Genomic DNA, 11,932 nt, shown 5'->3' with positions numbered 1-11,932 from the left:
CAATCGCCGCCCCTCCCCGCGATTGGTGGACCGCCCGGCGTTCGCCCCCCCGGCGCCGGGCGGTCATTCTCCGTGCGGTGCCGGTGCCGGGGCCGCGGCACCGGTGCCGGTGTCGGTGCCGAACCGTGGTGAACGCCCCCGGCAACCGGCGGTGGGGCGCGCTCAGTTCCCGTACGCGGCGATCGCGATCTCGGCGAACGAGCGGATCAGGGGATTGGTGTCACCCACGTGCCACGCCACCACCACGCGGCTCTGCGGCATGTCGGTCAGCGGCACCGCGGTGAGCCCCCGGGCGGGTTCGTGGTTCAGGGGAGTCATACCGACCGTGCCGTTCCAGAGCACCGCCTGCCGGCATTCCACGACGGCGCGCACCACGGGCCCTTCGCGGGGTTCCCCGCCGTGCCAGTACGACTGCCAGGCGGAGTCGGTGCCCTCCGGGAAGCGGAACCAGCGCCGGTCGGCCAGGTCGGCCGTCCGCAGGCTCTCGCGTCCTGCCAGCGGATCGTCGGCGCGCAGCAGTGCCCCCACCGGGTCGGCGCGCAGCGGGTGGACGGTCAGGCCGGTCGTGTCGAACGGCCCGCGCGTCAGCGCGATGTCGACCGAACCGGCGTGCAGCCCGCAGGTGGGGTCGGTCAGGTCGGTCTCACGGATACGGACCTCGACGTGCGGGTGCCGCCGGCGGTAGGCGTCGGCGAGGCGGACCGCGCCCGCGTCGGTGCTGTCCCCGAGGAAGCCGACGGTGACGGAAGAGGCACCGGCCGCCGCGGCCACGCGTACCCGTACGCGGTCGGCCCGGTCGAGCAGGGCGCGTGCCTCGCCGAGCAGCACCGTGCCCACCTCGGTGAGCGCGACACCGGCCGATGTCCGGTCGAACAGCACGGCGCCGAGCTCCGTCTCCAGCCGCTTGACGGCCCGGCTCAGCGGCGGCTGGCTCATGTGCAGTTGGGCCGCGGCCCGGCCGAAGTGAAGTTCCTCGGCGACCGCCACGAAATAGCGCAGCGTGCGTAGCTCCATGCCGCGACGGTACTCGTACACGTGTGCTGGAAACGCACCCCAGGCCCCCGAACGTTCGGCCGAATGCCACCTGTTCACGGGTGGGTGGACGTCATAGCCTGTGCGACCTTCGCGCTCTGGGGGGTCCAGTGAACGGTCTCCGTGCGGTTGTCGTCTGCCTTGTGATCACGTGTGCCGCGATCGGCTCACCGCCCGCGTCGGCGTCGCCGCCCGCGACCGCGGCTGTGGCACCGTCCGCAGCCGTGGCGCCGGGCTGGTCGGCGCTGCCGGTTCCGGCGGCGGCCCCGCCGGTGACCGTGTCCGATCTCGCCGCCCGCGGTCCTGGCGAGGCGTGGGCGACCGGGTACGAGCACACCGCCGACTGGGTGCGGCCGATGCTGTACCGCTGGGACGGCCGGGCCTGGAGCCGGGACACCACCTTCCCGGCGCCGCCGAGTCGGGCTGGCTCGGCAAGGTGCAGTTCGTCGGCAAGGAGGTGTGGATTTTCCACAACCGCGCGGGTCAGGGCGAGATCCTGCGCCGGTCGGCCGGGGGAGGGTGGAGCGCCGTCCCGCTGCCGCAACCCCTCTGGATCCACCAGGACTTCACCGCGGTGCCGGGTGCCGCGTGGGTGATCGGTGAGGACGACACCGGCCTGAAGGTGCTGCGCTACGACGGCTCCAACTGGACCGCGCAGCCCACCCCGGACGGGGTGCTCTTCCTATTGGGGATCACCGCGCGTACCGCCGAGGACGCCTGGGCCTGGGCGGACACCAGCACCGGCACCGCCGTCCTGCGCTGGGACGGCACGGCGTGGCGGGACGCGAAGGTGCCGCTGCCACCGAACAGCAACGTACACACGATCCTGCTCGAACCGTCGGGACGGGCCACGATCGGCGGCAGCCAGTACACCGACGGCGTGCCCCGCACCTACCTGATGACCTGGGACGGGCACACCTGGCGCACCACCTACCCGCCGCTGAATGACACCTACACCGAGGCGATGGTGCGCGGCCCGGGCGGCGCGCTGTGGCTGCCGGTGCGCAGCGACCGCGCGTTCCAGTCGAAGTACGCACGGGTGGACGGCAATCGCACCACCTTCTCCTACGGCCCGAGGCGCACGAACGCGATCGACGTCAAACCGCGTGCACTGACGAGGGCCGGGTCCTCCCTGCTGTCCTTCGGAACCGCCGAGATCTACGGCTCGAAACCGAACGTGATGAGCGAGCGCCTCGGAGGCCGACCATGACACGCCGACTCCTCGCCGCCGCCCTCGCCGCCGCCCTGACCGTCGTGGCCCTCATGACCTCGGCCGTCGCGGGAACCACCTCCTGGCAGCACGTCCCTGTCCCGGCCCAGGTACGCCCGCAGGCCACTCTGAACGAGGCCGTGGCGTTCGGCCCCGACCGGGCGTGGGCCGTGGGCGCCGACGCCGTCGGCCGCGAGGCGCCGGGCTTCCCGCTGGTGCTGCGCTGGGACGGAAAGGCCTGGCAGCGGCAGAAGCTGCCCGGGGTCAACTGGCAGGGCGAGCTGCTGTCCGTCGCCGCGACCTCGCCGACCGCTGTCTGGGCGGTCGGCCGCGACTCGGCGGGCGGCGCCCGCCTGCTCCGCCACGACGGCAACGCCTGGCGCGAGAGCCCTCCGCCGCGCGGTGTCGCGCTGACCAAGGTCGTCACCGGCGGCGGTGAGACCTGGCTGATCGGTTCCCGGGACGGCGCGCAGGTGTTGCTGCGCAGGGACGGGCGCGACTGGCGGGACGTGCCGGTGCCGCCGGGATCCGTGTTCGGCCTGCACATCCTCGCGCCCGACGACGTCTGGGCCGCGGGCGCCACCCACTCCGGTGCGGCCGTGTCGCACTGGGACGGGCAGACCTGGCAGCAGACCGTCGTGGACGGATTCCCGCGGTCGGGCGTGAGCAGCGTGCTCGCGGTGTCGCCCACGGAGGTGTGGGCGGGCGGCACGGCCGGGTTCGTCGGCGGCCCGCCGGGCCGGCCGATCCCACCCCTCCTGGTCCGTTTCGACGGAAAGGAGTGGAGCCGGGTGACCCTGCCCACCGACTTCGGTTTCATCAACTCACTGGCGCCCACCTCGTCCGGGGCGCTCGGCTGGGTCTCGGTGGCCCGCTCGCAGAAGTGGGGCCCACCGGGCAGCTATCCGCCCTTCGTCCCCGGCCCCGACTTCCTCGCCTGGAACGGCCGATCGTTCACCGAGCACAGCGAACCGGCGGTGGCGGGGGAGGGCGACTCCTGGGTGCTGGACCTCACGCCGGTGCCGGGTACCTCGACGGTGTGGTCGGTCGGCCGCGCGGGCGGCCCCGAGGGCGCCTTCGCCCCGCGCATCCTGCGATACGGCTGAGAGGACGAGGACCTCGCCGGGGCGAGCCGCTCGGGGCACCGGTGACCTCACGCGGCGAGCCCCGCGGCCCTGCCGGTGCCGCCGGTCCGGCTGCTCCTGGTCGAAGTCGAAGCCGCCCGCCTCGTCCGGCAGGACCGCCGCCCCGGTGCGACGGCGGTCTGCCGCGACCGGAGGGTGGTTAGGGTGGGCGAGTGGTCAACAACCGGCGTACGACCGAACGGCCGCCGCCCGCGGTGCTGCCCTCGTCGCTGTGCGCGACCCTCGCGCCGATCGCGGCCCTCGCCGCGCTCGTGGTCGTCGTGCTCGGAGCCTCGTACGCCGGCCACAGCGAGTCCGGCACGGTGGACAGGTGGTTCGTCCGGCCGACGGCAGACAGCGTGCGGCCGCCGTGGCGGAGTGTCGCGCTGGCCACGGACTTCTGGGGGGAACCCGCCGGAGCGGCACTCCTGGTCGTGGCCGCCGTGACGGGCTGCCTGCTGCTGCGGCGGCCCCGCGCGGCCGTGCTCGTCGTGGTCGGCGCAGGTACGACGGTGGCGACGACGACGCTGCTCAAGCACGTGGTGGGACGCACCATCCATGGCGCCGACAACCTGTCCTACCCGAGCGGGCACACCGGTTTCGCCACCGCGCTCGCCCTCGTCCTCGCGCTGCTCGCGACCGGCCTCCTCGGCCTCGGCAGGGCGGCGGGCACGGTGCTCGTGCTCGCCGTGGCGCTGGTGGCAGGCGCCGCCATGGGCTGGGCCCAGGTCGCCCTGAGCGCCCACTACCCGACCGACGTCCTCGGCGGCTGGTGCACCGCCCTCGCGGTGGTACCGGCGACCGCGTGGCTCGTCGACCGGGTGGCCGACACCCGCCCGCTCAAGCCCCGCTGACGTAACGTCAGGTCACTTCGGGTCACGTCACTCCCGTCACGCCGAGCGGCGGAACACGGGCTTCACCGGCCGCCCGGCCAGCCAGGGGGTGGGGTCACCGGCGTCCAGTGCCTTCCGGTACACCGCACACGCCCGGGCCACCACGTCGACGGTGTGATCGATGTCGGCGTCGTCGAGTGCGCTGCTCACCACGAACGACGGGGCGAGCACCCCGCCCGAGAGGAGCTGCCGCAGGAACAGGGTGCGGTACTCCTGCGACGGCTGCCGGTTCTCGTCGAGAGTGGCGAAGACCAGGTTGCTGGCCCGGCCCCGGACGACGACGTGGTCACCGACGCCCATGGTGGCGGCGGCGTCGCGGACACCGGCGGCCAACCGCTCACCGAGGGCGTGCAGTTGTGCGGTGATGCCCTCCTCCACGTACGTGGTGAGCACGGCCATGGCGGCTGCCAGGGAGTGTGTTTCCGCACCGTGTGTGGTGGACAGCAGGAACACCCGCTCACCGGAGTGACGAAGCCCGCCCCGCTCCATGAGGTCGCGGCGCCCGGCGAGGGCGGAGACGGCGAACCCGTTGCCCAGCGCCTTGCCGAACGTGGAGAGGTCGGGGACGACGCCGTACAGGCCCTGGGCCCCCGCCTCGGACCAGCGCAGGCCGGTGATCATCTCGTCGAAGACCAGGACGCAGTTGTGCCGGTCGGCAAGGTCGCGCAGCCCCGCGAGATAGCCGGGCGGGGGCTCGGTGTGGGTGGCGGGTTCGAGGATCAGGCAGGCGACCTCGTCCCGGTACCGGGTGAGCAGTTCCTCCGTGGCGGCCAGGTCCCCGTACGGGAACGCCACGGTGAGCTCGGTGGTCGCGTCCGGCACGCCGACGGACATCGGTGTGGTGCCGATGAACCAGTCGTCGACGGAGAAGAACGGATGGTCGCCGCAGAGGGCCACTCGCGGGCGCCCGGTGACGGCACGGGCGAGGCGCACCGCGGCGGTGGTGGCGTCGGAGCCGTTCTTCGCGAACTTCACCATCTCGGCGGTCGGCACGGTGGCCAGGAAGCGCTCCGCGGCCTCGACCTCCACGATGGAGGGCCGGACGAAGTTGCTGCCGCGGTCGATTTCCCGCCGCACCGCCTCGATCACACGGGGGTGGACGTGGCCGAGGCTGACCGAGCGCAGCCCCGACCCGTACTCGATGTAGCGGTTGCCGTCGACGTCCCACACATGGGAGCCGAGGCCGTGGCTGATGACCGGGGCCAGGTTCTCGGGGTACTGGTCGTCGCCCTTGGCGTAGGTGTGGGCGCCGCCGGGGACCATGGCGTGCAGCCGCTCGTTCGCCAGGTGCGACCGGGGCAGGAGGAACTCGTCGGTGTCCACGCGGACTTCAGCTCCCTTCCTGCTTCAGGGCTTCGGCGAGGTTCGGCGCCTCCCGGTCCCGTGGTGACATCGAGGTGACCGGCAGCGGCCACGGAATGGCGAGTTCCGGGTCGTCGAAGGCGATCGTCACGTCCTCGGCCGGATCGTGCGGGCGGTCGATGCGGTAGGAGGTGTCGGCGGTCTCCGTCAGCGCCTGGAAGCCGTGTGCGCACCCCGCGGGGATGTACAGGGTCGCCTGTGTGTCGTCGGAGAGGTCGAAGAAGGCACGGTCCAGGTACGTCGGTGAGTCCGGCCGCAGGTCCACGACGACGTCGAAGATCTTCCCGTACGAGCACCGCACCAGCTTGGCCTCACCGGCGCCGGAGCGCAGGTGCAGACCGCGCAGCACACCCCGGGCCGACCGGGACACGCTGTCCTGGATGAAGGCGCCCGGGTCGAGGCCCACCGAGCGGACGACGTCGGCGTCGAAGGTGCGGCAGAAGAAGCCGCGCTCGTCGGCGTACGGCGTCGGCTCGAACAGGTACGCGCCGTCGATCGTAGGGACTTCGGTCGCTCTCATCGGGTTCATCGGGTCTCCTGCGGGGCGGACGACGGGAACAGTGCCGTGGTCAAGTCGGCGAATTGGCGCGCCAGTTGCCGGGCCGCGGCCTCGTTGTGTTCGGTGAGGGTCCGGCGTGCCTCCGCCGCGTGTTTCTCCAGGGACCGGAACTGTTCGAGGAGGCGGTCGGCGTCGATCTCGCGGGCCGGGTGGCAGTACGCGCCGAGCCCCATCCGGTCCATGAGCGCGTCGCTCTTCGCCGCGTAGCCGATGGCGAGCGTCGGCGTGCCGGCCCTCAGGGCGCAGACGAGGTTGTGGTAGCGGGTCGCCACCACGGTGTCGGCGGCCGCCGTCTCCTTCATCAGGTCGGCGAGGGAGCCCGCTTCGGCGGCGGTGACCAGCGGTGAGTTCACCGCGTCGAGGATCGCGTCGACCACCGGCGTGTCGCAGGCGTCGCCGGTGAGCAGCCGGACCGGTCGGCCGTCCTCCACAAGGGCGCGGACGAAGCGGGTCGTCCCTTCGAGGTAGCGCCGGTGGATCTCCTCGGCGCGGGCGCGGTCGTCGTTGCCGCCGTGGAAGTCCATGACGCCGACACAGACCGTGCCCGACGGCGTGGCGGGCGAGGGCGCGGGCAGGGCGAACGCGAGGTCCGGGTAGACCTCGTCGCGTCCGGTGTCCACGCCCATCTCCCGCATCGCGTCGCGGGACAGGGTGTCACGGTACGAGCGGTACGCGGCGAGCCGCGCCGACCAGCGCACCAGGGCCCGGGTCGGCCGGTCACGGATCGCGGCGGCCCCCACGCCGACCAGCGCCACCGGGGTGCGCGTCAGGCGGCCGCTCGCGCAGAGCAGGAACAGTGAGTACGGGAAGCCCCAGGGCCGCAGCGGCAGCGTGGCCTCCAGGACGCCCATGCCCGGCACGATCACCACGTCGTGCCTGCGCACCCAGGCGGCGGTGCGGAAGACGTCGACGAGTTTGCCGAGACCCTTCCCCGCGATCGAGCCCGCACGCGAGGCGGTCCGGTACTCCCCGCGGTACCAGTGCAGTTGCGTCGCGGGGATGCCGTACCGGGCCGCGACGACCTCCGGCCCACCGCACAGCGCGTCCACGACGGCCTCCGGGTGCGCGGCGCGGAGGTAGCCGAGTACGGCCTCCAGCGACCCGTCGTTGCCGAGGTTGCCGGAGCCGAGCAGGCCGAAGACCCCCACCCGTGCGGGGGACGTCATGCCCGCCGCCCCGCACGCCCCGCGACCAGGGCGTCGACGGAGACGGCGAGCTTGTCCGGGTCCACGGGGGCCCGGTCCTCGACCCGCTCGCCCGCGCCCGGCCGGGCCCGGCTGGCCATCCACGCGGCCAGGTGGCGGTAGCAGGCGCGCCGGTCGGCCGCGGACAACGGCGCCCGCCGGATCGCCGCGACGAAGCCCCACACGTACTCGGCGAGCAGCCGGGGCGTCGGGTGCAGCGGGCCCGCCCTGCGCGGGTCCAGGTTGACGCACCGGGAGCGCTTGGAGGGGTTCGCCCGCTCGGCGCGGGTGGGGTGGTCGCGGCGGAAGTAGAGCAGCTCCGGAACCTGGTGGAAGGGCCCGTGCAGGCCGATCTCCGCGACGAACGTGCGGTCCGCGTGGTGGTAGCTGTCGTGCGGCTTCACCCGGCGCAGCACGTCGGCGCGCATCACCCCGTAGAAGTCGTCGCCGCCGGGCTCGAACAGCATGCTGCGGAAGCGCTCGGGCGCGCGCGGCGAGGCGGTGGCGAGCGTGTACTCGTAGGGGACCCTCACCTTGCCGTCGCCGTCGATGACCGCCTGGTCGGCGTGCGCGAGGATCACGTCGGGACGCTCGTCGAGGGCGTCCACGCAGCGGCGCAGCAGGTCCCGGGCGTACAGGTCGTCGTGCGAAGCCCACTTGAACAGCTCGCCGCGGCACTGGGTGAACACGTAGTTGTGGTTCGGAGCGGCGCCGACGTTCCGGGGCAGCCGGAGGTAGCGGATGCGGGAGTCCTTCGCGGCGTACCCGCGGCAGATGTCCTGGGTCCCGTCGGTCGAGGCGTTGTCGGAGACGACCAGCTCGAAGTCCTCGTAGGTCTGGCCGAGCAGCGCGTCGAACGCCTCGGCGAGGTACTCCTCGCCGTTGTACACGGGCAGGCCGATGCTCAGCCGGGGATGGGCGTTCATGAGGTCCTCACTTCGGGGATGGGATGGCGGTGGCGCTCGCGCAGGGCGGACCGCAGTTGCAGCCACCACACGGCCGAACCGCAGACGGTCGCGGCGGCGACGCCCCAGGCCGAGCCGACCGTGCCGCCCACGGCCGCACCGCCGAGCCCGCCGCCGACATAGCAGGCGGAGGCGAACAGTTGGCAGCGCAGGCTGCGCCGGGCCGCAGCGAGCGCGCGCAGGCCCGCCGCGGCGCCGCTGCCGAGCCCCGCGCCCGCGACGCCGAGCGTGGCCGGCACGATGAGCTCCGACGCGGAAGTCCAGACGCCGCCGAGCACCAGCTCACCGGCCCCGTCCGGCACAAGGAACAGCGCCGCGCCCCACAACAGCGCGGCGGCGGCCTGCCCGCCGCCGAGGAACAGACAGAACGTGCCGAGGCGCTCCGGTGCCCGCCGCAGCACGCGTGCCGCCTCCGCGACGGTGACGAGCGAAAGCCCCATCAGCAGAGCGAGGAACGGGCCGAGCAGGAGCTCCGCGCCCCGTACCGCGCCCACCGCGCCGACGCCGACGATCGCGCCGAGCCCGTACGCCCGCACCTGGCTCGCGCCGCTGAGGCTGACGTTCTCGACCAGGTACCGGTAGCCGAGGTCACGCTGCTCGCGCAGCCATCCGCGCGCCCGCGTCACCCGGGGCCGGATGCCGGACTGGAAGCAGCCGTACACCGCGGCCACCGCGGCGGACGCGCCCCAGGCGAGCACGAAAGCGCCCACGCTGCCCACGTGGGCCGCCACCACCATGGCGGGGACGAGCGCGACGCCCCACGCGAGGTCGTTGACGAAGGCCTTGCGCCCCTGCCCCGCGGCGAAGAACGCGAACCGCCAGGCGTCCTGGAGGAGCAGCGCGGGCAGGACGACGCCGAGGCAGGCGAACGCGGGCCCCACGCGGCCGCCGACGCCGAGGCCGACCAGCAGGCACACCGCGCCGACGGCGGTGCCGACGCCGAGCGCGGCACCCGACGAGCGGGCCGCCGCCGTGCGCCAGGACGCGTCCGTGACGCCGCTGAAGCGCACCACGAGCGGATCGGTGGCAAGGCCGCGGGCGACGTTGAGCACCACACCGTAGGTCAGCCAGGCCAGGCTGAACACGCCGAACGCGGTAAGCCCGAGCGAGCGCGCCACGTAGATGCCCACCGCGAAGTTGGTCATGCTGGAGGCCGCCTGGTCGGCGAGACCCCAGGAAAGCCGGCCGACCATGGCCCGCTTGCCGGTCCGCGGGGACTCTCCGGACCCGTCCGCCGGTGTCGTCGGCTTCCCTCCCTCGGTGGGCACCGTGGTCATTCCTTGATCAGCCCGGCGGTGCGCAGGGCGTCAGCCGCGGCGGCGACGGTGGCGAACGGCAGCCCGGACCGCTCGGCGACGTCGAGCAGGGCGTGCTCGCCGTCGGAGAGGCTGAGCACCCAGAGCATGGCCAACTGCGCCTGCTTCGCGTCGCTGCGGCCGCCGAGCGAGTCGTACAACCCGCGTCGGCCGAGCTGTGGTTCGCCGTAGGGGCTGAGGTTGACGTACCGCCGGTTGCGGTCGAGCACGGCGCATGCCTCGCGGCAGACGGCGAGCGTGTCCGCCATCGCCTCCGGGGAGACGAAGTCCGGGTTGTCCGCCGATGTGTGGTACTCGGGGTAGCCGGCGTAGGGGGTGCGGCTGAGGGAACCCACGCCGAGGTCGAACCCGGGGGAGCAGTACTGCCGCTCGTCGTAGCCGTACGGGGTGAACTCGGTGATGCGGTGCGGGCGCCCGGAGGCGGTGAGGACGTGGTGCAGCACCCGGTCGATCTCCGCGTCGCCGCGTCTGCTGCGCTTGTACGTCAGTTGCCCCGGGTCACCGGCGCAGGCGAGCACCAGGCCGTGCTTGACCTGGTCGATCCGCTCCGCGTTGCGGGCCAGCCAGGTGATCGCCCCGATGGTGCCGGGCGCGTAGATGAACCGGTAGGTGTAGTAAGGCGTTTCCCGCGCGAGGGCCCGGGCCAGGAACGTCGCCACCGCGATACCGGCCAGGTTGTCGTTGGCCAGCGACGGGTGGCAGACATGACAGGAGACGATCACCTCGTCGGGGACCCGCCCCGGGACCACGTGCTCGGCGTAGGTGAGGTGGCCGTCCGCGAGGGTGGAGTCGACGCACACCTCGTACGCGCCGTCGGGCAGCGCGTCCAAGGTCTCCTGGGCCAGGCAGAACCCCCACTCCGGCCGGTAGTAGCTGGTGCGGTACGGCACCCAGCCCGGGTGCTCCGGCAGGGTGTGCAGATGGTCCCGCAGCTCGGCGAGCGGCATGGTCCGCGACACCGGCACGCTGTAGCCGAGCACGTGCAGGCTGGACGCGGCGAAGTCGACGACCCGGTTGCCCGCGCTGTCGGCGATGTAGGCGTCCCGGATGTTCCACTCCTGCGGCACCGTCCAGTCGAGCACCTGCGTCCCGGTCGGCACCTCGTGCACCCGCAGCGGAACGTACTCACCGACGATGTCCAGGGTGGCGCGCACCCCGTCGCCCGTGATGCTCCGGCACAGCGGGTACAGCCGCTCCACCAGGGCGTGCATCTCCTCGCCGACCGCGTCCCCGCCGACCGCGTCCCCGCCCACCGCGGTCACCGGCGCCACCGCAGGGTGTCGTCGACGGCACCGGCGTCGGACGCCGCGCGCAGCACGGCGAGGCGGGTGAAGCGCTGCTCGAAGTCCTCCCGCGTCAGCCCGTGCTTCCGGTAGGCGTCGGCGAGTTCGAGCGCTCCCTGCTTGACCGTCCACTCGCAGTCGAAGCCGGGGATCGCCGCGCGGAACCGGGAGAAGTCCACCCGGTACGACCGCGGGTCGGCGCCGGTCTCCCCGGTGATCACCACCTCGGCGCCGGACACCGCCTCCGCGACCTGTGCGGCGATCTCGGCGACCGTGACGTTGTTGACCTCGCTGCCGATGTTGAACGCCCGGTCGTGCACCGCGTCGCGCGGCGCGGTCAGCGCGGCCGCGAAGGCCCGCGCGATATCGGCGGCGTGCACCAGCGGCCGCCAGGGCGTGCCGTCGGAGAGCACGAGGACCTCGCCGGAGAGCAGCGCGTGGCCCACCAGGTTGTTCAGGACGATGTCGGCGCGCAGCCGGGGCGAGAAGCCGAAGGCGGTGGCGTTGCGCATGTACACGGGGGTGAAGTCGCCGTCGGACAGGGCGCGCAGGTCGTCCTCCACCCGCACCTTGGACTCCGCGTACGGCGTCACCGGGCGCAGCGGGGCATCCTCGGCCACCAGGTCACCACCGCCCGCGGCGCCGTACACGGAGCAGGTCGACGCGTACAGGAAGCGCCGCACCCCGGCCTCACGGGCGAGGCGGGCGAGGCGTACGGAGGCGTGGTGGTTGATGTCGTAGGTGAGGTCCGGCGCAAGCGCGCCCAGCGGGTCGTTGGACAGCGCGGCCAGGTGGACCACGGCGTCCACCCCTGCCACGTGCTCGGCGGTGACGTCACGCAGGTCGACGCGGTGTCCGGACGGGTCGGCGGGCGCAGGGCCGAGGACGCAGTGGGCGAACAGGCCGGAGTCGAGGCCGACGACTTCGTGCCCGGCGGCCGTGAGGACCGGGGCCATCACGGTGCCCAAGTAGCCCTGGTGTCCGGTCAGTAGTACGCGCAAGGT

The 11,932-nt window shown here is 73.3% G+C and carries 11 protein-coding genes; 3 read left to right on the top strand and 8 right to left on the bottom strand.

Annotation, left to right across the window (positions count from 1 at the left end; all coding sequences use genetic code 11):
• Positions 1 to 162: 162 nt before the first annotated feature.
• Positions 163 to 1,014 (bottom strand): LysR family transcriptional regulator, encoded by an 852-nt coding sequence (locus tag IG78_RS0102460; protein ID WP_030559369.1) that lies wholly within the window; start codon positions 1,012 to 1,014, stop codon positions 163 to 165.
• Between the two features lie 169 nt (positions 1,015 to 1,183).
• On the opposite strand from IG78_RS0102460, the gene IG78_RS41615 reads away from it, so the two are divergent.
• The 3 genes from IG78_RS41615 (at position 1,184) to IG78_RS0102445 (ending at position 4,220) form a co-directional block, all read left to right on the top strand.
• Positions 1,184 to 2,242 (top strand): hypothetical protein, encoded by a 1,059-nt coding sequence (locus IG78_RS41615; protein ID WP_225882069.1) that lies wholly within the window; start codon positions 1,184 to 1,186, stop codon positions 2,240 to 2,242.
• Positions 2,239 to 3,348, top strand: coding sequence for a WD40/YVTN/BNR-like repeat-containing protein (locus IG78_RS0102450; protein WP_030559368.1), 1,110 nt, complete (start codon positions 2,239 to 2,241; stop codon positions 3,346 to 3,348). The genes IG78_RS41615 and IG78_RS0102450 overlap by 4 nt, the downstream gene beginning before the upstream one ends.
• Positions 3,349 to 3,539: 191 nt before the next feature.
• Positions 3,540 to 4,220, top strand: coding sequence for a phosphatase PAP2 family protein (locus IG78_RS0102445; RefSeq protein WP_037685479.1), 681 nt, complete (start codon positions 3,540 to 3,542; stop codon positions 4,218 to 4,220).
• A gap of 36 nt (positions 4,221 to 4,256) precedes the next feature.
• Here the strand turns inward: IG78_RS0102445 and IG78_RS0102440 are convergent, their stop codons facing one another.
• The 7 genes from IG78_RS0102440 to IG78_RS0102410 are packed head-to-tail and all read right to left on the bottom strand — an operon-like array spanning position 4,257 to position 11,929.
• Positions 4,257 to 5,582 (bottom strand): glutamate-1-semialdehyde 2,1-aminomutase, encoded by a 1,326-nt coding sequence (locus tag IG78_RS0102440; RefSeq protein ID WP_030559365.1) that lies wholly within the window; start codon positions 5,580 to 5,582, stop codon positions 4,257 to 4,259.
• Between the two features lie 7 nt (positions 5,583 to 5,589).
• Positions 5,590 to 6,141 (bottom strand): dTDP-4-dehydrorhamnose 3,5-epimerase, encoded by a 552-nt coding sequence (gene rfbC / locus IG78_RS0102435; RefSeq protein ID WP_030559364.1) that lies wholly within the window; start codon positions 6,139 to 6,141, stop codon positions 5,590 to 5,592.
• A 5-nt stretch (positions 6,142 to 6,146) separates the two neighbouring features.
• Complete coding sequence (locus tag IG78_RS0102430; protein ID WP_030559362.1) at positions 6,147 to 7,346, bottom strand: polysaccharide pyruvyl transferase family protein; 1,200 nt, start codon at positions 7,344 to 7,346, stop codon at positions 6,147 to 6,149.
• Positions 7,343 to 8,290, bottom strand: a complete 948-nt coding sequence (locus IG78_RS0102425) for a glycosyltransferase family 2 protein (protein ID WP_030559361.1) — start codon at positions 8,288 to 8,290, stop codon at positions 7,343 to 7,345. Before IG78_RS0102425 ends, IG78_RS0102430 begins: the two co-directional genes overlap by 4 nt.
• Complete coding sequence (locus IG78_RS0102420) at positions 8,287 to 9,606, bottom strand: MATE family efflux transporter (RefSeq protein WP_030559360.1); 1,320 nt, start codon at positions 9,604 to 9,606, stop codon at positions 8,287 to 8,289. Before IG78_RS0102420 ends, IG78_RS0102425 begins: the two co-directional genes overlap by 4 nt.
• Positions 9,603 to 10,856: a DUF4910 domain-containing protein gene (locus tag IG78_RS0102415; RefSeq protein ID WP_030559358.1), complete on the bottom strand. Its 1,254-nt coding sequence runs from the start codon at positions 10,854 to 10,856 to the stop codon at positions 9,603 to 9,605. Before IG78_RS0102415 ends, IG78_RS0102420 begins: the two co-directional genes overlap by 4 nt.
• A gap of 47 nt (positions 10,857 to 10,903) precedes the next feature.
• On the bottom strand, positions 10,904 to 11,929 hold the full coding sequence (locus IG78_RS0102410) for an NAD-dependent epimerase/dehydratase family protein (RefSeq protein ID WP_030559356.1): 1,026 nt from the start codon (positions 11,927 to 11,929) through the stop codon (positions 10,904 to 10,906).
• Positions 11,930 to 11,932 lie beyond the last annotated feature (3 nt).

Source organism: Streptomyces aureocirculatus, assembly GCF_000720475.1.
In the GTDB taxonomy this organism is placed as follows: Bacteria; Actinomycetota; Actinomycetes; order Streptomycetales; family Streptomycetaceae; genus Streptomyces; species Streptomyces aureocirculatus.
Note: the sequence above shows the minus strand (reverse complement) of the source record. Positions and strands in the feature narration are given on the sequence as shown.

Excerpts from the sequence above, each read along its gene's own strand:
- IG78_RS0102460 (WP_030559369.1), bottom strand. The coding sequence starts at position 1,014 with ATGGAGCTACGCACGCTGCGCTATTTCGTGGCGGTCGCCGAGGAACTT.
- IG78_RS0102450 (WP_030559368.1), top strand. The coding sequence starts at position 2,239 with ATGACACGCCGACTCCTCGCCGCCGCCCTCGCCGCCGCCCTGACCGTC.
- rfbC (WP_030559364.1), bottom strand. The coding sequence starts at position 6,141 with ATGAGAGCGACCGAAGTCCCTACGATCGACGGCGCGTACCTGTTCGAG.
- IG78_RS0102430 (WP_030559362.1), bottom strand. The coding sequence starts at position 7,346 with ATGACGTCCCCCGCACGGGTGGGGGTCTTCGGCCTGCTCGGCTCCGGC.
- IG78_RS0102425 (WP_030559361.1), bottom strand. The coding sequence starts at position 8,290 with ATGAACGCCCATCCCCGGCTGAGCATCGGCCTGCCCGTGTACAACGGC.
- IG78_RS0102420 (WP_030559360.1), bottom strand. The coding sequence starts at position 9,606 with ATGACCACGGTGCCCACCGAGGGAGGGAAGCCGACGACACCGGCGGAC.
- IG78_RS0102415 (WP_030559358.1), bottom strand. The coding sequence starts at position 10,856 with ATGCACGCCCTGGTGGAGCGGCTGTACCCGCTGTGCCGGAGCATCACG.